The sequence below is a fragment of the Prosthecobacter sp. GW821-HT29F12 genome, assembly GCF_058803405.1.
Map to the genome: position 1 here is coordinate 4,072,546 of NZ_CM179517.1, position 19,212 is coordinate 4,091,757.

The following is a 19,212-nucleotide window of genomic DNA, read 5'->3' on the forward strand; positions in this document are numbered from 1 at the left end:
GCTTTTTCGTTGAGAGATTACTTCGTATGGAACTCCTGACTTGCGACCAATGCGTGAATGAACTCGCGAATGGCGAGGTCTTTTTTACCGGCTTGCTGAATCATGCCGGCAATGAGTGGTTGATCGCGGAAGCCCGGCGGGCGGCCGAGCGCGAATTCGATGAGGGCCTCGCTGAAGCTGCGGGCAAAGGCGTCTGATTTGGAGGCGATGATGTCGCGCAGCCCAAAGAAGTCTTTGAACGCCGGGCCTTTGTATAGCGCGGCGGCAGCTTCGATGGTCCAGGTCTTTTTGCTCTTTGGGTCAGGCTTGCCGTTTGCGTCAATGGCCATGTAACTATCTTCGGTGCGCCATTGTCCGGCGGCGTCGAAGTTCTCCAAGCCAAAGCCGACGGGGTCGATTTTGCGGTGGCAGCTCGCGCACTGCGGGTCTTCCTGATGCGCGAGCAATCGCTCATGTGTGGTGAGCACCTTGCCCGCGAGGCGCGTGATCGCGGGGACGTTGGCTGGTGCGGGTGGTGGCGGGTCATGCAGCAGCTTGCGCAGCACCCAGGCACCGCGTTCGACGGGGCTGGTGCGCTCGCCATTGCCACCCATGAAGTGGATGGCCGCCATGCCGAGCAAGCCACCACGTGGAGAGTCCTTGGGCAGAGACACTTTTTCATAGCCATCCCCCTTCACTCCGGAGATGCCGTAGTAGTGGGCGAGCACGCGATTGATCATCACGTAATCAGACTTTAGGAGGTCGCGCAGGCTTGCGTTGTTTCGCATGATGTGCGCCATGGTTTCGTGGATCTCCCCTTTGGCCGCGACCTTTGTGCCGGTGTCAAAGCGCGGATACAGTGAACGATTGACCTCAAAAAAGTCGATGCGGTCCAGGCCAAGCCACTGATGCGTGAAGGCTTCGAGAAAATCTGCCGAACGCGGATCATTGAGCAGCCGCTCCGTCTGCGCGGCGAGCACCTCCGGCTTCTGCAATTCTCCGTTCCGCCCCAGATCCAGCAGCTGCTTATCCGGCGGCGCGCTCCAAAGGAAATAGGACATGCGGGTGGCGAGTTCCATTCCTGTCAGAGGCCGGCGTTTCTCGTCGGGTGAAGGCTCTGCGAGATAGAGATACATGGGCGATGACAGCACCACGGCCAGCGTCTCCTTCAGCGCTGCGCTATGTTTGTCTCCCGCCTTGCGGCGCACGTCATACAGGCTGAGCAGGCGGTCGATGTAGGCCTTCGGCGGCGTTGTTCCTCGGAAGGCCTCCGTGGCAAATCGCTCCAACGCCGTGCGCAGTTCGGGCGCGGCAGGCGCAGGCGATTTGTCATCCAGTGGAATGCTCAGCGCCGCAATGCCGGGAGGCTTGGGTTTGTCGACTTTCGGCACGCGTTCGACTTCGATCCAGTCCACCCACAGTGTGAGTTCCGGCCCGATGCCATTGCGCTTTACCGCCTCGGCACGTTTGCGACCGCCTTCTTCATTGGTGTCCCAGCTGCCCTTTTCACGGACAAACAGCAGGCGATTCTCACGCGTCATGTTGCTGCGCGTCAGAGTCAGCGGAATTTCGATCACCTGCGGCTTTTCGATCGTGCCGGTGATCTCATGCGTTGCCATCACTCGCCCCGTCCGCGCATAGATGCCGAAGTCGAGAAAGCGACGCTCTGGTGGTGCGTCCTTCGTTGCTGCGGCCTTCACACGCACGATGTAATCACCCACCGGCCAGTCAAAGGGCACCAGCAGCTCGATGTAGTTCACGTTCAGCTCCGCCGGATGTCGTGTCTGCGTGCCGAGGTAGGCCCCCTTGTCCACAGCAGGCTGCGCCATGTAATACTGGTGATACTTCAGCCAGCCTGCACCCAATGAATCGTTGGCGAGATCGGCGTCGTTCTCGCCTTTCTTGTCGAAGCCAAAGGCACGTGGATTGGGTGCGCCGGGAATCCGGGCCCATTCGCGGCGGAAGATGCTGTCGTTCTTCGATTCCTTGCGGATCTTCGCGACGATGTCCTTGTTCTCAGGTTTGGCCGCCGCTTCCTCCACGGCTTTGACCCAGCGTTCGGCTCGGACTTTGGCATCGATTTGATACTCCACGAACTTCTTCACAATGGGGGTCGTCGTCTCGGCTTCGTAGTGCAGCTTTTTCTCCACGCCCGCTGCCGCCTGCCATGCAAAGGCCTCCTCCACCGCCTCGCGTCCCAAAAGCTGATACTGCTCAAACTGGTTTGCCGACATGAAGAGGTTTGCCCCCACCGTATCAAAGCCACCCGCACCGCTGTCTGCGGGCAGATCGGACACATTGACGTCCACGCCGAGCAGTTCCCGCAGCGTGTTCTTGTATTCACGGCGGTTCAGCCGCCGCATGGTGATGACACCATTCTGATCTCCCAAAGTGCGCCGTGCCGCGACCATCACATTAGCCAGGTCATCGAGAAAATCGGCCTTCGCAGCGTTGGCCGGTTGTTTCTCATCCTCCGGCGGCATGTCGCCCGAGTTCATCTGATTCAGCACCTTCTGCCACTTCTCCGCGGTTTCGATGTCCTTGATCTCAAACGGCAGATCGTCCACACGGAACTTCCCCTTCTGCTTGTCCGGGCCGTGGCATGAAACACAAGTCTCCTGAAATAAAGCTTTGTGACGTTGATCCATCACGGCGCGGCTCTGGGCCTCTGCGGCGAGAGAAGGTGAATAGGCAGACAACAGGGCGGCGAGAAGCAGAAACGGACGATTCATCAGGAGAAGAAACAAACGCAGGGGGACGATCAATGTATCTCGCCATCAGCGTCAAAACCGGACGAACAAAAACATATTTCTGCGACCAGGTCTTTTTGCGCCACACCTGCTCGGTGGCGCTGATTTTCTTCACCCCAAACTCAAGAGGAAAAAGCGCCTAGCAACCCCATAGAATGAGCGCGCACATGACGAAATCCAAGTCTGCTTCATGGATCATGCCACGCTGCGTGATATTCTTGTCTGCGGCGCGAGCGTGTACTTTGGATACCTGCTCGAGCTTAAGAAGAGGCCCACAGCCATTTACGGACGTGGATGGCTCCATGGACCTGACGGCGAGTGTGACAAGGAACAGCATGAGCACCGTGTGAAAAGAGCTGGTATTGGCCTGCAGTTTCATAAGCGTTTGTGCTGATCCCGCTTTGTCACGGACGTTCGGTGGAACGTTTCATGAGATGGACTGCGCCAATGATGATGAGGAGGCAGATCAGAAAACCGATGGAGGCTTCCATCCGGCCCGTGCTCAATCCCAGCGGCAGAATGAGGATGCAGACCAGGATGCCCATGACGACACGGTTCCGGGTGAAGACTTTGGCATTCGGATTTCTCATTTTTTAAACTCGTGAGGAGTGATCTATGGATTGAGAATAAGGAGCTTGGTGGTGCCATCGGGAAGGCTGACGAGGGCTGCAGGAGTATCTTCGAGCAGAGCGAAAAGCTGCTCGTCATTCACCTGCCGGATCGCGAGCGGAGCAGGCTTTGACGGTGTCTGAGCAAGGGAAGTCTTTGTGGGCATCGCATGTTTCCAAAGCACGATTGTGAGGATCAGCGCCATGACTGCCACCCACGCTGTGCGACTGCGCCGACGCCGGCCTTCGCGGCGAAGGAGATCCAATAATTCGGCGCAGGACGGCCCGCAATTTCCGAGGGACGAAGGCAGAACCTCATCCAGCAGAGTGTTGAGCTTTTCATAATTTGATTTCATGAGTTGGAGTGTTGAAGTTCTTCGGCGATGAGCAGCCGCAGCCGGTCGCGGATGCGTGCCAGCCTGCCTTCGACGGCACGAGTGGTAATGCCGTGCCGGGTGGCGACCACCTCCAGCGGCTCACGGGAGAAGTAGCGGGCCTCGACCATGTCCCGCTCAATGGCGCTTAGCTTGCCCATTGCCACCTCAAGCGCGTTCATCAGGCTGTCAGTCGCGGAAGTGTCAGCGAAGGCATCCGAACTCCACCAGGTGGCAAAGCGAACCAAGGCCCGCAAATAGCGCCCGCCTTTGCGGCGCAAGTCGGATGCGGCATGCCGTGCGGAACATGCGATCCAGCTCCATAGCGCCGCTTCATCTGGCAGGACACGAACGTGCCGGACGATTCGCAGCCAGACGGATTGCGAGATTTCATGGGCCAGGGTTTCATCGCCCGCAGCAAGAGCGAAGCAGTAACGGTTGATGCGCAAAGCCCACGCGTGGTGGAGCCATTCGAAGGCCTTTTCATCGCCTCGTTTCAGCGCGGCGGTCAGCCGAGGCACATCGGCAAACGTCCACGCCTCCGCATGCGGCACTGTTGTTTCGGAGGTTTTCACTGCCTCGTCCACGAGGTGCGCGCTCGTTGCTGCTGGACATGAATTTGTCAGCGGGAGGGACACAACGGGATTGCTTGTTCAGGGCTTGACTATGGCTGCGGGGCGGGTCGTGAGTTCGTTGTTTTCCTTCAGAGCCTTGATCACCTGATCCACGATCTCCTGCTGAGCGGCGGTGGCTTTGACAATCAGTGTCTTGGATTGTGAGTGAAGCGTAAGATCGGGAGGAGGCGAGTCCGGATCCGATTTATCCAAAGCGTCATGCAGGACTACTTGAAACATGGCCTCATCGCGTTTGAGTTCATCCTCAGATCCCGCATGCAGGACAGCTCCGACGGCATAGATACGGATGACCGGCTCAGAGTCCTTTGTCGGTGGTCCCGAAGCAGATGCCGTGGAGGGGGTTGGAAGGGTGATATTCGCAGATTCGGGCGTGGGCGTTTTAGTCTGAGTGATTCGGTAACCCAGGATGGGTGAACTCCTGGTGCCGTCAGCCGCAGGAGTCGGGTCCAGAATGGGTTCCAAACTGCAATTCGCCGCTGCTGCAGCGAGGACGACTGCCTGCAAAGGTGAAACGCGGTGCAGCGTCAGTCCTCCGGGAATTTCCAGATTCCCCACCTCCTGTGACATCAGAATGTTTGGCATGTTTCCCACGTGGCCGGTCCATGTGGGCATGAGATCGTGCTCGATAAATTCCACGATGTCTTTCAAAGTCCCCGGTGGAAGCCTGACATTCCCATCGGGGTCTGGATTCTTGGTCCATCCAACGTCAGGTTTGAGGCCGGACGATTTCTCGGAATTGGACTGGGCGGGCAGATGGCCGGCGCAGGCGAGCAGCAGAAGTGCGAAACAATAAGTCTTCATGTGAGTGTGGATGAAAGGTTGGACAGAACTTCATCGGGTATCACGACAGCGGGGCCTGGAACCCACGAAAATTTTCGCCTTTTCATGAGAAAACAAGCCGTGGTCTCAGCGCGGTTCTTCACTCCACCATGGAGGCAGGCTGCTGAAGAAAAAGGAATCCTGCTTTGCGCCTTCCGGTGTTCGCACGGGTTCAATCATGACCTTGTAAGAGCTTCTGGGGGCGCCCTCAAACGTGACATCGCAGAAATGTTTCATGCCGAATCCGAGGGCAATGCCTGAACTCTCGGTGATGCGCTTCACCGGGTAGCGATTCCATGCACGTATGAACCGCCGGATCACTTCCTTCTTTCCGGGCCAGTCTGCACGCAATGATTTCTCCCACGCAGAGTCAGGAATCCCGCCCATCTGGTAGTTTTCAAACTCCTTGCTCTTGGTGTCGTGTTTCAGCTCGGCCAGCACACTGGGCGAGAGCAGATTGTCAAACACCGCCACCTCATCTTCAATGGAGCATGCATAAAAGAATGCGCGAGCCGTATGCATCACGGTGTCGCGTGGATATTGGTAATCAGGGCCGCGCTGCATCGCGTCCGTCCAATCCATCACGGTGATGAAAGTTTGCACACGTTTCATGATGTCCCCCGGCGCAGTCACCATGATTTGTTGATTATCGGGTGTCGGCCTGGCCTCATGTCCGGGTCCATCCCGAAGGATGGCACCCAGCCCGCTGGCAATGATATCGGAGGCAAAGGTATGATGCAGGGGAAATGTGCGCGTCCTGCTCTCGGCAAGTCCCGCTGCAGGCTCGGATGAATCAGCGAGCAGCTTGTAGCGCAGTTTGATGCGATTGGAGCTGTCCGCAAATCCAACCACCTGCAACAGGCCGGCCTTCCTGTCTTGAGTTTGAAATAGAACGGCTTTCACGGCACCGTCCGGATCGAGTTCAGGCTGGTCGAAACGCACAAATGAAGGCGTGGGTTCCTTGGAGTCTGCTGAGCGATCAGCCATGAGCATCACCTGCCCTGCCTCCGCTTTCGCAAAGGAGAGATCTGGAAATGCCAGTGATCCACCGAAACATACCAGCGTGATGCGAGGCTCCGTGCTGACCACCATGAGGTCAGCACCCGTTTCTTCCGCCCATTGCCGGATCGGAGCTTCCACTTCAGGTGACGTTTGCACCTGGGTGAAACGAATTTTCATGGCCTTGAGAACATCCTCGGGCGCCGCCACGAACTTCCCGGTGTCGAGATCGAGAAAGGATTCATGCGGAGCCCCCTCAGGCAAGTGAATGATGCGTTCAATGACGGGGCCAAAGGCCGCAGCTTTGTGCCCTGCATGGGCAGGCGGAGCCTCGACACGCGATGCCAGATAGATGACAAACATGAGGCCAAACAACGCCAGCAGAATCACACCCGCTATGAGCAGCAGACGGAGACAGCCATTCTTTCTTTTGTTAGCGGGCTGGGAACCGGCAAGTGGATGCACCGCAGCCTCCACCTGCGTGCGGAATTCTGCCGCCGTCTGATAGCGCAGCTCCGGTACCCGCTCCAGCGCCCGGAGCACGATCTCGTCGATGCGCACGTCCACCTGCACACGCTTTGAGGGCATCTCGATTTTTTCCTTCGGCCGCCCGCCGGTGAGCATCTCGTAGAGCACGACACCGAGAGAGTAAATGTCCGCCCGATGATCGGCGGTGCCATTCGCTTGCTCCGGCGCGGCGTAATCCGGGGTTCCGAAGGGGAGTGAACCGGGCACACTGGTTCGCGACTCATTGTCATATGCGGATGTTCCCTCCTCACCGCCGATCATCTTCGCGATGCCAAAATCAGCAATCTTGACCACCCCTGCTTTGTCGATGAGCAGGTTCTCGGGCTTGATGTCGCGATGCACGATGCCGTGATCGTGCGCGCATTGCAGCGCCTCGCACACAGGTGGCACGATGCTGAGCGCCTCCCTGGGCGTGAGCCGTTTGGTCTGCATCAACTGGCGCAGATTCACCCCATCCACAAATTCCATGAGGAGGTAGAAGAATCCGCCCGACTGTCCGAAGTCATGGACGGTCACAATGTGCGGATGGCTGAGCTTTGCGAGCGCCTGCGCCTCGCGCTGGAAGCGTGCGGAGAAGCCAGGCTGCCCCGCGAGTTCCTCGGGCAGGATCTTCAAAGCGACAAAACGATCGAGCTGCGGCTGGCGTGCTTTGAACACCGCGCCCATCCCGCCGCTGCCGATCAGGCAGGAGACTTCCAGATGGGGGAAGGCCGCACGGACGGCTTCCAAACTCGGTGGCTCATGAGGCCCTGATATTCCGTCCACCGTGGGTGCCAGGGCCTTGGCATAAACACAGCGCGGGCAGAGCCCATTGGCAGAGCCCTCCGGAATGGGCTGACCGCATTGAGAGCAGGGATGTGATGCATTGGGTGTCATGCCTGTTCCTTGAAGATGCGCCGTGAAATGTTACACAGATTTAGCCATGCACGGAACAAAGGTAGCGCAGTTCGTCCTCGACATTTTCGTGCTCATCCAGCGTCTGGGCGATTTCATGCCGCAGCAGTTCGCGGAATCGTTTGCGCAGGCGATGCACGGCCACTTTCACCGCCCCTTCACTCATGTCCAAAGCGCGCGCCGTTTCTGCGTGGGATGCGACCTCGTCTCCCATCAGCCAGGGCCGCAGCGCTTCAAACTGCCCTTCCCGTCCGTCCAGATGCTCCGCAGCAAGCGCGGCCACCGCACGGTTCATCACAGCGACGGCCCATTCACGATCAAATGCCTCCGCCATGGGAATGATGTTGGGGTCTCCGATCATGAGCGCAGGTGAACCGTCCACCTCGGCATCCAGGGATTCATGCACCATGCCGCCGCCCCTCTTTGCCCGGCGCGCATGAGTCTGCAATCCGCTGACGAAGTATTTCACCGCACCCAGCAGATAGCTGCGAAACCGGCCGCGCTCCGGGTCCGGGCCCGGAAACCCGCGCTGCAGCAGATGAGCGAAGAATGAATGCGCATGATCACGCGCCGCATCCGCATCAAATCCCAGCCGTCGCAGAAAAACAAACACCGGCTGATAATACGCGGCGCATAGATCGCTCAACGCCGCCCTGCCTTCAGGCGATTCGGCATTTGCACGCAGCACCAACGTCCAGCGTGTGGACATGAAACTGCCGGTGGCGTGCGTGAATTGCATGAGGGCTCTGTGAGTACCTTGATGAAATGGGAATCGAAGTTACACGTCTTGAAGGAATCGCATGGAAAGCTTCTGATCAACCGAATCGCTGCAGTTCTGCCTGTCCGCCACCCACAGTCGGGCGGAGCCGGCGGTCTTGATTTTTCGCCCCTATCACCACCGGACTACCGGGACTGGACGACCGACTCCCGGGACAGAATCAAGGGAATAATTTTCAATTTTTGCCTCAAGATTCCCCGAGCGCCGAAAGGCCGGTCGATTACTCTCAGTCACCAATTTATACATATATGTCCGACTCCTCCGGTTCATGGGTTGCGCGCTTGATGCGTGCTTTGTTTGGGCAATTTCACTACCAGCCGCCTAGCTGGGTGCCGCGTCTTGCCTATGCGGCGGATGACCAGGTGCGGAAACATCCCGGCTGCTACGCCCTAGCCATCGTTATCACCGGTCTGATGTTTCTCGTCGTGCCACAGATACGCCACTATAGGGACGCGCATCGGCCTCGCCCTCAGGTGCGGGTTGATGTGCGTGAGGCAAAGGGGCTGCTCCTGATGCCGGCGCTCACGCCGATCATCAAAAATAAACCGCAGCCACAGCCGATGACGGTCCAGTTCAATGTCTCGGTGGCCAAACTTGATGCTGTGGGTAAAGCAGCGCCTGGCGTCAGCCTCACCCCTGCGCATTCAGGCGTGTGGACTTGGAGCACGGACAAGCTGCTGGTCTTCACACCTGCCAAGGACTGGCCGGCTGGTCAGGAGTACACTGTGCGGCTTGACCCGGCTCAGCTGCCCAAGGAAGTGATGGTGAAGGAACCCGTCTGGAAGGGGAAGACGCAGCCGCTGGTGCTCGCAGTAACCAGTTCGGAATTTGAGATCGATCCACGTGATCCTTCGATGCAAAACGTCGTGGTCGGTCTCAGCTCAACGCATCCGCTCGACAGGGCGCAGATCGAGCAACTGGTCTCGCTGGAGGTCGTGGGTGGCGCGAAAATCTTCGATTGGAAAGGGCAGAAGCCCGATGCGCTGTTCTCGGTCACGGAAGGAAAGCTGCAGCGCGAGTTCTGGATCCGCACCGCGCGGATCCAGGTGCCGGTGAAGGAGGACTTCGTGAAGATCACGCTTCACAAGGAACTCACCAGCACGGTCGGCGGCAGTTCACTGACAGCGGACATCATCTCCAAGGTGCGCGTGCCGGATGTGGACAGCGGCTTCAAGATCGCCGATGCGAACACGGAGATTTTAAAAGCCGATGATGGCGAGCCGGAGCAGTTTCTGTTCATCAACACTGAGGGCTATGTCTCAACGGAGAATCTGCTCAAGCATCTCGGTGTCTGGCAGGAGCCGCCGAATTTTCGGATCACGGATGTGAATGGCAGGCGCGTCCCTCCCAGGGAATATGATGTGACGGAGGATGTGCTGCGTCAGTATGCGCCCGTGTCATTGAAACCGGTCGAACTGGAACTGAGCGATGATCACCCGGCGACGACGCGGCATGCCTTCAAATTTCTCACGGAGAAGCAGGGGCGGCTGTTTGTACGCATCACGCAGGGAGTGGAGGCGCTGGGCGGCTTCCGGCTCAGCCGGGAGTATCGCACCTTTAAATCCGCACCACGTTTTCCGAAGGAAGTGCAGTTGCTGGGCAAGGGCGGCATCCTGGCCCTCAATGGCGAACGCAAGCTGTCGCTGCAGTCACGCGGCGTGCCGTTTCTGCGGGTGAAAATGGCGCGGGTGCCTGCGCGGCAGGTGAACCACCTCGTGGTGATGACGGAAGGCGATTTCGCCAATCCCTTCTTCACGATGAACGACAGCTTTGATGAATCCAACATCGCCCACTTCCTGCGCCGCGTGCAGCCGGTGGCCATGAAGAACGAGTTTCAGGCCTGCTACTCGGTGATCGATTTCGCCAGCGCCTTGCAGGCGCCGGATCCCGCCGATGCGGATGCTTCACGCGGTTTGTTTTTCCTCACCGCGGAAGGCGTGCAACCTACGCCAGAAAGCAAGAAGAGCATGGAGGGCGATGCCGTGGAGGACGACTGGCGGGTCATGGGACAAGCAACGACAAACCGCTTTGTGCTCGTCACCGATCTGGGCCTGATGGTCAAAACGAACGCGAATGGTTCGCGCGATGTGTTTGTACAGAGCATCCAGAGTGGCGAGCCGGTGAACGGTGCCGTGATCACGGTGATGGCAAAAAACGGTGAGTATCTGCTGCAGCAAACCACCGCCGACGGCCATGTGCTGCTGCCGGATGTCAGCAATTTTCAGCGGGAGAAGCGCCCTGTGGCCATCGTCGCCACGCTGGGCAATGATTTGTCATTCCTGCCGTTCGATCGTCCCGACCGCCTGCTGGATTTCTCACGTTTCGAGATCGGCGGCGTGCAGGCTTCGGAACAGGAGGCGCTGGAGGCTTTTGTATTCACGGAACGCGGTGTGTATCGTCCCGGAGATGACATCCACGTGAGTGCGGTGCTCAAGCGCCGTGACTGGGCAGCGGGCCTCGCGGGGCTGCTGCTGGAGATGGATCTGGTCAATGCGAAGGACGAGGTGATCGACACCCAGAAGATCGTGCTGTCCGCAGACGGTTTCATGGATGTGAAGATGAAGACTGATGAGTCTGACCCCACGGGCCGCTACATTGCGCGGCTGTATCTGGTCAAAGGCCTGCATGAACGCATCCGCCTAGGGCAGAGCTTGTTCAAGGTGGAGGATTTCCAGCCGGACCGCATGAAGATCGATGTGACGCTCACCGGCAACGAACTCGCCGGATGGCTGCGGCCGAGTGACATCAAGGCGGACGTGTCTCTGCAAACCCTGTTTGGCTTTCCAGCGGCCAAGCGTCTGCTCAAGGCGCGCATGGAATTGAGCCCGGGGGCTTTCGCCTTTGCGCAATTCCCCGATTTCATCTTCCACAACCGGTTGCCGGAAGCGGAAGACACCGAGGAGACGGAGGCCGGGCAGAAGATCAATCTGGGCGAGCAAACGACGGATGACACCGGCGCGGCGCAGTTTGACCTGGCACTGGAGCGTTTCGACAAGAGCTGCTTTCAGGTGAGCCTGCTGATCGAAGGCTTTGAAGCTGATGGCGGACGCAGTGTGCGCAGTGGGAAAAACTTCCTCGTGGCCGCGCTGCCGTACGTCATTGGCTACAAGCCGGATGCCAAGCTCGACTACCTCGGCAAGGACACGGCGGCCAATGTACGCTTCATGGCGGTGGGACCGGATTTGAAACCCTATGTGCCAAAGGATCTCATGGCGCGTCTGATGCAGATCAAACACGTCTCCGTGCTCACCAAGCAGGAAAGCGGCAGCTACGCCTACGTCTCGACGCAGCGTGAATCCATGGTTTCGGAGGCGCGTTTTGCTCTGCCGGCGGAAGGTGCCAGTTACGCGCTGCCCACGAATGCGGCGGGCGAGTTCCGCCTCGAATTGCGCGACCCGGAAAACAATGTCGTATGCGCCACAGCGTTCACCGTGGTGGGCAAGGGAGACCTTGACCGCAGCATGGAGCGTGACGCGGAGCTGGGCATCAAACTGGCGCGGGGCACGTGGAACAGCGGTGAAGCTTTGGAAGCAAGCCTGAGTGCCACCTACACCGGCGCGGGCCTCATCACCATCGAGCGCGAGCGTGTGCTCGACTGGCAATGGTTCAAGGCGGGCACAACATCCAGCGTGCAGCACATCACGGTGCCGAATGACATCGAGGGCTCCGCGTATGTGAATGCGTCCTTTGTGCGGGCGCTCGATTCGAAGGAAATTTTCACCTCACCGCTGAGCTATGCGGTGGAGCATTTCGTGGCAAATCCCGACAAGCGACGCATCGAGGTGAAGATCGATGCACCGGAAAAAGTGAAGCCGGGGGATGTCATGAAGATCGGCTACCAGACTGCGAAGCCATGCCGCATCGTCATCTATGCCGTGGATGCGGGCATCCACCAGATCACGGATTACAAGCTGCCGGACCCGCTTGCCTACCTGAACCGCAAACGCGCGCTCGAAGTTGAGACGGAGCAGCTCATGGACCTGATCCTGCCGGAGTTCTCTCTCATTGCGCAGAACAAGGCCTTTGGGGGTGACGCCGACAAGCCGCTGCGTTTGAATCTGAATCCGTTCAAGCGCCGCAAGGAGCCGCCGGTGGTGTTCTGGTCGGGCTTGATCGCTGCAGGCCCCGAACGCCAGGAGGTCAGCTACACGGTGCCGGATTACTTCGCCGGCAAACTCAACGTCATGGCCATCGCCGTAGCTGAGGATGCGGTGGGCCGCGCTGAAACGAGCAGCATCGTGCGCGGCCCGCTGGTGCTGACGCCCAATGTACCGTTTTTTGCCGCGCCCGGAGATGAATTCACGGCCTCGCTCACCGTGGCGAACAATCTCGAAGGTGCAGAAGCGAATGCGCCGATCAGCATCGTGGCACAGGTCACGCCGCATCTTGAAGTCATCGCCTCACCGCAGGGCGCGGTCAATGTGGCCGCAGGCAAGGAAGACACGGTGCGCTTCCGCATTCGGGTGAAAGAGGAACTCGGCGGGGCGGAGATCACCTTCAAAGCCGAAGCCGCCGGTCAGGTGGTGCTGCGGCGTGCCACGCTGAGCGTGCGGCCTGCAGCGCCCTTCATCACCAACGTGCAGAGCGGTTACTTCCGTGAGAAGACGCATGAGGTGAAGATCACGCGCGAGATGTTCCCGCAGTATCGCAAACTGAACGCGAACGTGTCCGCCCTGCCGCTGGGCCTTGCGCGTGGTTTGGAGTCGTACCTGCACGAGTATCCCTATGGCTGCTCCGAGCAGATCACCAGCCGTGCCGTCTCACGCCTGCTGCTGGCGAAGGAGGTGGACTTTGGTTTTGATGCAGCAGAGTCCGCACGGCAGCTGGATGACGCGTTTGCCCTGCTGCGCAGCCGCCAGAATTCCAGCGGCGGCTTTGGCTACTGGGATTCAGATGCCGATTCCGGCATGGACTACCTTTCGGTCTATGTGACACGCTTCCTCACGGAAGCGCGGGATGCAGGGCATGCGGTGCCCTCCGCACTGCTCGAAGGTGCGCGCAATCGCATGAGGCAGATGGCACGCAGCCAGGTGGACAGCCTCGATGACGCGGCCATCCAGGCGGCGGCGATTTATCTGCTCACACGGCAGGGGGAGAACACCTCCACCTTTGTGCTAAACCTGCGCGACAACCTGCGCCAGAAACATCAAGAGGCATGGCGCAGTCATCTCACCGCCGCGTATCTCGCAGGCACGTATGCCCTGCTGCAAAAGCGCCCGGAAGCGGTGACACTGATGCAGGACTACTGGGTCGCAGTGCGCAAAGGGAAGGCATTGGGCGCATGGAACGGCTGGTACTATCTCGATCCGCAGGTGAGCCAGGCGGAGGGCTTCGCCGTGGCCTGCAAGCACTTCCCGGAACTGGCAGGAAATTTTGGCTATGATGACCTCGCCATCGTCACCGAGCCGCTGGCACGCAATCGCTTCAACACCATCAGCGCCGCCTCCACGATCCTCGCGCTCAAGGCCTACTCGGATCTCGCGAAGCAGTCGGGCGTGCGTGTCTCGCTGACGGAAGTGTCTCGCGCAGGCGGCACCCCCATCCCGCTGGTGCCGGAAACCACCGGACTGATCCAGAGCAGCTTCAGCGCGCAGGCTGGTGCACTGCGCTTCGGACTCGCGCAAGGTGGCGGCCGCGATCTGGGTGCGTTTTATCAGGTGACGGAGGCCGGGTTCGACACGGGCCTGCCGACTCAGCGCATCGCGGATGGCTTGGAAGTCTTCCGCGAAATTCTCGGAGCGGATGGCAAGGCGGTGGCCAAGCTCAAGGTCGGTGAAGGTGCGCTGGTGCGCCTTACCGTGCGCAACATTTCTCCCAATGCCCTGAGCAACATCGCCGTGCTGGATCTGATGCCCGGCAGCTTTGAACTGGAGCCCAACGGCCTCAAACCCGGACGCGGCACGATGCCCGGCGCGGACTACGTGGATGTGCGCGAAGACCGCAACGTGTTCTTCTGCCGCCTGGGCAAGGGCGAAGTGAAGACCTTCAGCTATCGCATCAAACCCATCGCCGCAGGCAGTTACGTGATCCCGCCGGTGTTTGCTGAGAGCATGTACGATCGCGGCACCAAAGGCCGCGACGGCGGCGGGAAAGTGAATGTGGAGTAACGGCCATGCACACGCTCCACCCTCTGCTGCGAATGCGTTTCCTGCGCTGGTCGGGCGCGGCGCTGCTGCTGCTGGCGGTGGTCTGGCTGCTGCTTCCGCAGCCGGAGCTGTACCCGCCCGAGTTTCGTTTCTCGCGCACGCTGGAAGATCGCCATGGGAGACTGCTGCATCTCGCGCTAACGCCAGATGGCAAGTATCGCCGCTACACACCGCTGGAGGAGATCAGCCCTGCCTTGATTGAAGCGACGCTGACGCTGGAAGACCGGCATTTTTACGATCATCCGGGAGTGAATCCGCTCTCGATGCTGCGTGCGGCTTGGGGTGTGGTGTCAGGCTCGGCACGCGGCGGTGGTTCCACCATCACCATGCAGCTCGCACGTCTGCGTTACGATCTGCACACACGCACCCCCTGGGGCAAGGCATGGCAGATGCTGCGTGCAGTACAGATCGAAAAACACCACTCGAAGGACGACATTCTGGAGGCTTATTTCAATCAGGCACCTTATGGAGGGAATGTGGAAGGCGTGGGCGCGGCGGGCCTGCTGTGGTGCGGCAAACCGGCGAAGGAGCTGACACTGCGCGAGGCCGTGGCGATCTCTGTGCTTCCCCAAAGTCCGACGACTCGGCGGCCACGCACGAGGGGTGACAATGCGAGCCTGGCCGCCGCACAGCACCGGCTGTGGGATCGTTTGCGCGAAGAACGCGGCCAGCCGGCCGACCCTTTGGATGCGGCGTTCACGCTGCGGCAGCTTCAGCCCGTGCCACGCGAGGCCCCGCATCTGGCACGGCGGTTGTTTGCCGGAAAGCCGGTGGAAGATCGCGCCAGCTCCGGGGTAACGCTGCGCTGCACGCTGGATGCCAACCGACAGCAGGGTGTGGAGCATGCGGTGAATGATTACGTGCAGCGCAAACGTGAGGTGGGCATCACCAATGCATGCGCGCTACTGGTGCATGCGCCTTCACGCGAGGTACTGGCCTATGTGGGTTCCAGCCGCTTTCTCGACAGCAAGATTCAAGGCCAGGTGGATGGGGTGCTGGCGAGGCGCTCGCCCGGATCGGCGTTGAAGCCCTTCATCTATGCACTGGCCATGCAGCAGGGGCTGATCCATCCGCACACGCTGCTGCGCGACGGCCGCATGTCCTTTGGCAGCTACAACCCGGAGAATTTTGACCGCAACTTTGCCGGCCCCATTTCCGCCGGAGATGCGCTGTATCACAGCCGCAACATTCCCGCTGTCGCTCTGGCACAACAGCTGGATGCACCCGGCCTGTACGGCTTTCTCAAAGAGGCGGGCGTGGCACTGCCTCAGCCAGCGGAATATTACGGGCTGTCACTGCCGCTCGGCGGTGGCGAGGTTTCGATGGAAGAACTGGCCGAACTCTATGCGCTGATGGCAAGCGATGGCACTGCACAACGGCTGAATTATTTCAAATCACAACAGACTGCAGAAACAAAACCCCTCCTCACCGAGGAGGCGCGTTACCTGACACGCGAGATGCTGCGAACTCGCGAAGGCGAAATGATCATGGACGATCCCTCGGTCACATGGAAGACGGGCACCTCGCACGGCTTTCGTGACGCCTGGGCCGCAGGCATGCGCGGCGAGTATGTGCTCGTAGTCTGGATCGGTAATTTCAATGGCAAGGCCAACCCGGCCTTCATCGCCCGCGAGTGCGCCGCGCCGCTGCTGTTTGAAACATTCCGGCATCTTCGCCTCCCCATGAAACGCGAAAAGCCGCCCGCAGGTATCTCGCACGTTGAGCTGTGCGCGGTCTCCGGGCAACTGCCAACACCCCACTGCCAGCATCGTGTACAGGGTGGATTCATTCCCGGCGTATCACCCATCACGCCTTGCGATATCCATCGCGAAGTCCTGATCGATGCCGCCAGCGGCCTGCGCGTCGCACGTGATGATGGCAAACGCCCCCTCAAACACGAGATCTTCGAGTTCTGGCCGCCGGACCTGCTGGAGATGTTCAAGCTGGCCGGTGTGCCGCGCAAAACACCGCCACCACTGGAAGCAAACGCCGAATCACTTGCTGCGGCTGATGCAGGCGCGGTGCCGAAGATCGTCTCACCACGCGCCGCTCTGGTTTACACCCTGCAAGCCTCCGATGCGTCACGGCAGAAGATCCCGCTGCGTGCAGACACCGCCCCCGGCGTGAACCGCGTCTTCTGGTTTGCCGGCCCCCGCTTTCTCGGAGCCAGCGATCCTTCCACACCCGTCATGTGGGCCGCAGCCGCCGGGAAATGGCGCGTACATGTGCTGGACGATCAAGGCCGCAGCGCGGCGGTGGAGGTGCGCGTGGAAATGGTGCCGTGATGTTCGCAGCTATTGCAGGACAAAATCTTTCGACTCCAGCTTCAGCAAAAAGGCCTTCGCTTCCATTCCACCCGCAAACCCCGTCAGCTTGCCATTGGAGCCAATCACACGGTGGCAGGGCGCAATGATCGAGATGGGGTTCTTGCCATTGGCCGCACCCACGGCGCGCACAGCACTGGGGTTGCCGATCTGCTCCGCGATCTGTGCGTAGCTCCGCGTCTCTCCAAAAGGAATGGTCAGCAGCGCCTGCCAGACCTGCCTCTGAAACTCCGTGCCTTTGAAGTCGAGCTGCAGTTCAAACCTCTCTCGCTTCCCCGCAAAGTAGCCCTGCAACTGCCGCTCCGCCTCCAGCAGCACTGGATGCAGGCTGTCCTCATGCAGCGGACCAAGGCGCACACGTTTCGGATCATCGTTTTCCCATAGCACCGCCGCCAGTGCGTGATCATTCGCCACGAGCGTGAGCTGCCCCACCGGAGAAGGCATGGTTTTGTAGGAATAGATGGAAGATGTCATGTCAGTGCGGTTTTCTTCGGCCAGATCATGGCGCGCTCTGGCAACGGTTGCTGGCCATTTTCGGACATGAAGATAAAATAACCTTATGTCCGAAAACGGCCAGTCCGGACGAGCTGCATGGACTAGCCTGCTGAACTCCATGAACCTGATCGATGACAATGCCGCCTACACCGCGCTGAAATCCCGTGACTCACGCTTTGACGGTGTGTTCTACGTGGGCGTCACCTCCACGGGCATCTACTGCCGCCCAATCTGCCCGGTGAAGGTGCCAAAGCGCGAGAATTGCCGCTTCTTTGAAAATGCCGGGGCTGCGGAGAAGGCCGCCTTTCGCCCTTGCCTGCGCTGTCGGCCGGAGCTGGCTCCGGGGCATGCGCCGGTGGATCATGCGCATCGGCTGGCGGATTTGATCATGCATCGCATAGACGAGGGCCTGGCGGATGAAGGCGCGGGTCTCGAAGAAATCGCCATGCAGTTTGGCCTCAGTTCCCGCCAGTTGCGCCGCATCGTGCAGCAGGAGCTCGGCGTCTCGCCCATCGGGCTGATCCAAACCCGACGTCTGCTTTTGGCCAAGCAACTTCTGACTGACACCCAGCTGCCAGTGATCGAGATCGCTTTCGCCAGCGGATTCTCCAGCCTGCGCCGGTTCAATGACGCCTTCAGCCGCCATTACCGCATGCCGCCCACCCGCTTGCGCAAAGAAGCCGTCGAACATCCAGGTAGGATGCATGCTGCCAACACCTCCACGCTGCAACTCGGCTACCGCCCGCCCTATGACTGGCAGAGCATGCTCAAATTTCTCGCCGCACGCACGATCCGCGAAGTGGAGTACGTCGCCGATGGCACCTATTCGCGCACCGTGCGTCTAGGCGACCACACCGGCTGGATCAAAGTGTCGAACACGCCGGAGAAGAATGCCCTGCAGGTGGAGTTTACCCACTCACTGACGCCCGTCCTTCCCGCGCTGCTGGGCCGCCTGCGCCACATGTTTGATCTCACCGCGCGTCCCGACATCATCGCGGCCCATCTGGTACAAGACGCCACGCTGAAAAAAAGCGTCACCCAAAATCCAGGCCTGCGCGTGCCGGGTGCGTTCGACGGCTTTGAACTGGCCGTGCGCGCCATCCTGGGCCAGCAAATCACCGTGCAGGCCGCAACCAAGATCGCCTGCCGCTATGCCGAAGCCTACGGTGAAAAAATCGAGACCCCATTTCCTGAGCTGACACGGCTGACACCCCTGGCGCAGAAAGTCACCCGCGCCACCGTCGATGACATCGCTCGCCTCGGCATCATCCGCACCCGCGCCGCCTGCATCCTCGCACTGGCCAAAGGTTTCCACTCCGGCGCCCTCCAGCTCGACCCCGGCGCGCATCCCGAGGCCGCCATCGCGCAACTGGTTGCCCTCCCCGGCATCGGCCCCTGGACCGCCCACTACGTCGCCATGCGCGCCCTGCGCTGGCCGGACGCCTTTCCCAAAGAAGACATCGCCGTGCGCAACAATCTGGGCGGCGTCACCGCAAAGCAGGCTGAAGAACTGTCACAGCCCTGGCGTCCGTGGCGGAGCTATGCCGTGATGCATGTGTGGAACAACCCCGCCGCAAAATGTAAGGTAGACGTCGGCACCTGACGGTGATGTGTGCCAGGGCTCCTGAGCAGCGAGGAAGACCACCGGGCATGTCTGCCTGATGCCGGGCGTGAATGGAATTCCCTCGGCCAGCAAAACCTGGCCTCAGGATTTCGGTGGCCTAAGGTCATAACGGACTGAACCACACAGCAATATCCACGCACCCGGCGCAAGGGACAGTCAGCACTACTGGAAACCACTATGCCAAAATTGCGGTCGTACACGACGGCACGTACCGTATCGGACGACAATATCGCAAATTCTGCGGGAGGGCATCATAGCA

At 59.8% G+C, this 19,212-nt stretch carries 11 protein-coding genes; 3 read left to right on the forward strand and 8 right to left on the reverse strand.

All coding sequences use genetic code 11. The features are described from left to right. Nucleotides 1–17: 17 nt before the first annotated feature. The 7 genes from AC3RLQ_RS16700 to AC3RLQ_RS16730 all read right to left on the reverse strand — a co-directional run bounded on the left by AC3RLQ_RS16700 (nt 18) and on the right by AC3RLQ_RS16730 (nt 8,325). Nucleotides 18–2,711: a DUF1592 domain-containing protein gene (locus tag AC3RLQ_RS16700; protein ID WP_493029817.1), complete on the reverse strand. Its 2,694-nt coding sequence runs from the start codon at nt 2,709–2,711 to the stop codon at nt 18–20. Nucleotides 2,712–3,133: 422 nt separating this feature from the next. Further along, nucleotides 3,134–3,319 (reverse strand): hypothetical protein, encoded by a 186-nt coding sequence (locus AC3RLQ_RS16705; RefSeq protein ID WP_493029818.1) that lies wholly within the window; start codon nt 3,317–3,319, stop codon nt 3,134–3,136. Nucleotides 3,320–3,342: 23 nt separating this feature from the next. Continuing rightward, nucleotides 3,343–3,693 (reverse strand): hypothetical protein, encoded by a 351-nt coding sequence (locus tag AC3RLQ_RS16710; protein WP_461523973.1) that lies wholly within the window; start codon nt 3,691–3,693, stop codon nt 3,343–3,345. Beyond that, nucleotides 3,690–4,286 (reverse strand): RNA polymerase sigma factor, encoded by a 597-nt coding sequence (locus tag AC3RLQ_RS16715; protein WP_493029819.1) that lies wholly within the window; start codon nt 4,284–4,286, stop codon nt 3,690–3,692. The genes AC3RLQ_RS16710 and AC3RLQ_RS16715 overlap by 4 nt, the downstream gene beginning before the upstream one ends. A gap of 78 nt (nt 4,287–4,364) precedes the next feature. Beyond that, entirely contained in the window at nt 4,365–5,147 is a 783-nt protein-coding gene (locus AC3RLQ_RS16720; protein WP_493029820.1) for a hypothetical protein, read from the reverse strand. Between the two features lie 105 nt (nt 5,148–5,252). Continuing rightward, the gene (locus AC3RLQ_RS16725) at nt 5,253–7,421 is read right to left on the reverse strand and encodes a protein kinase domain-containing protein (protein WP_493029821.1); all 2,169 of its coding nucleotides are present in this window, start codon (nt 7,419–7,421) and stop codon (nt 5,253–5,255) included. 187 nt (nt 7,422–7,608) lie between these two features. Then, nucleotides 7,609–8,325: an RNA polymerase sigma factor gene (locus AC3RLQ_RS16730; RefSeq protein ID WP_493029822.1), complete on the reverse strand. Its 717-nt coding sequence runs from the start codon at nt 8,323–8,325 to the stop codon at nt 7,609–7,611. Between the two features lie 287 nt (nt 8,326–8,612). Here AC3RLQ_RS16730 and AC3RLQ_RS16735 point away from each other — a divergent pair, with 287 nt between their 5' ends. Next, a complete protein-coding gene (locus AC3RLQ_RS16735; RefSeq protein WP_493029823.1) occupies nt 8,613–14,471 on the forward strand; it encodes an alpha-2-macroglobulin in 5,859 nt (1,952 codons plus the stop codon). 5 nt (nt 14,472–14,476) lie between these two features. Continuing rightward, the gene (pbpC, locus tag AC3RLQ_RS16740; RefSeq protein ID WP_493029824.1) at nt 14,477–16,795 is read left to right on the forward strand and encodes a penicillin-binding protein 1C; all 2,319 of its coding nucleotides are present in this window, start codon (nt 14,477–14,479) and stop codon (nt 16,793–16,795) included. 9 nt (nt 16,796–16,804) lie between these two features. On the opposite strand, the gene AC3RLQ_RS16745 is transcribed toward pbpC, so the two are convergent. Further along, nucleotides 16,805–17,308: a methylated-DNA--[protein]-cysteine S-methyltransferase gene (locus AC3RLQ_RS16745; protein ID WP_493029825.1), complete on the reverse strand. Its 504-nt coding sequence runs from the start codon at nt 17,306–17,308 to the stop codon at nt 16,805–16,807. Nucleotides 17,309–17,453: 145 nt separating this feature from the next. Between AC3RLQ_RS16745 and AC3RLQ_RS16750 the strand changes: the two genes are divergently transcribed. Continuing rightward, on the forward strand, nt 17,454–18,932 hold the full coding sequence (locus AC3RLQ_RS16750; protein WP_493038737.1) for an AlkA N-terminal domain-containing protein: 1,479 nt from the start codon (nt 17,454–17,456) through the stop codon (nt 18,930–18,932). Nucleotides 18,933–19,212: the final 280 nt, after the last annotated feature.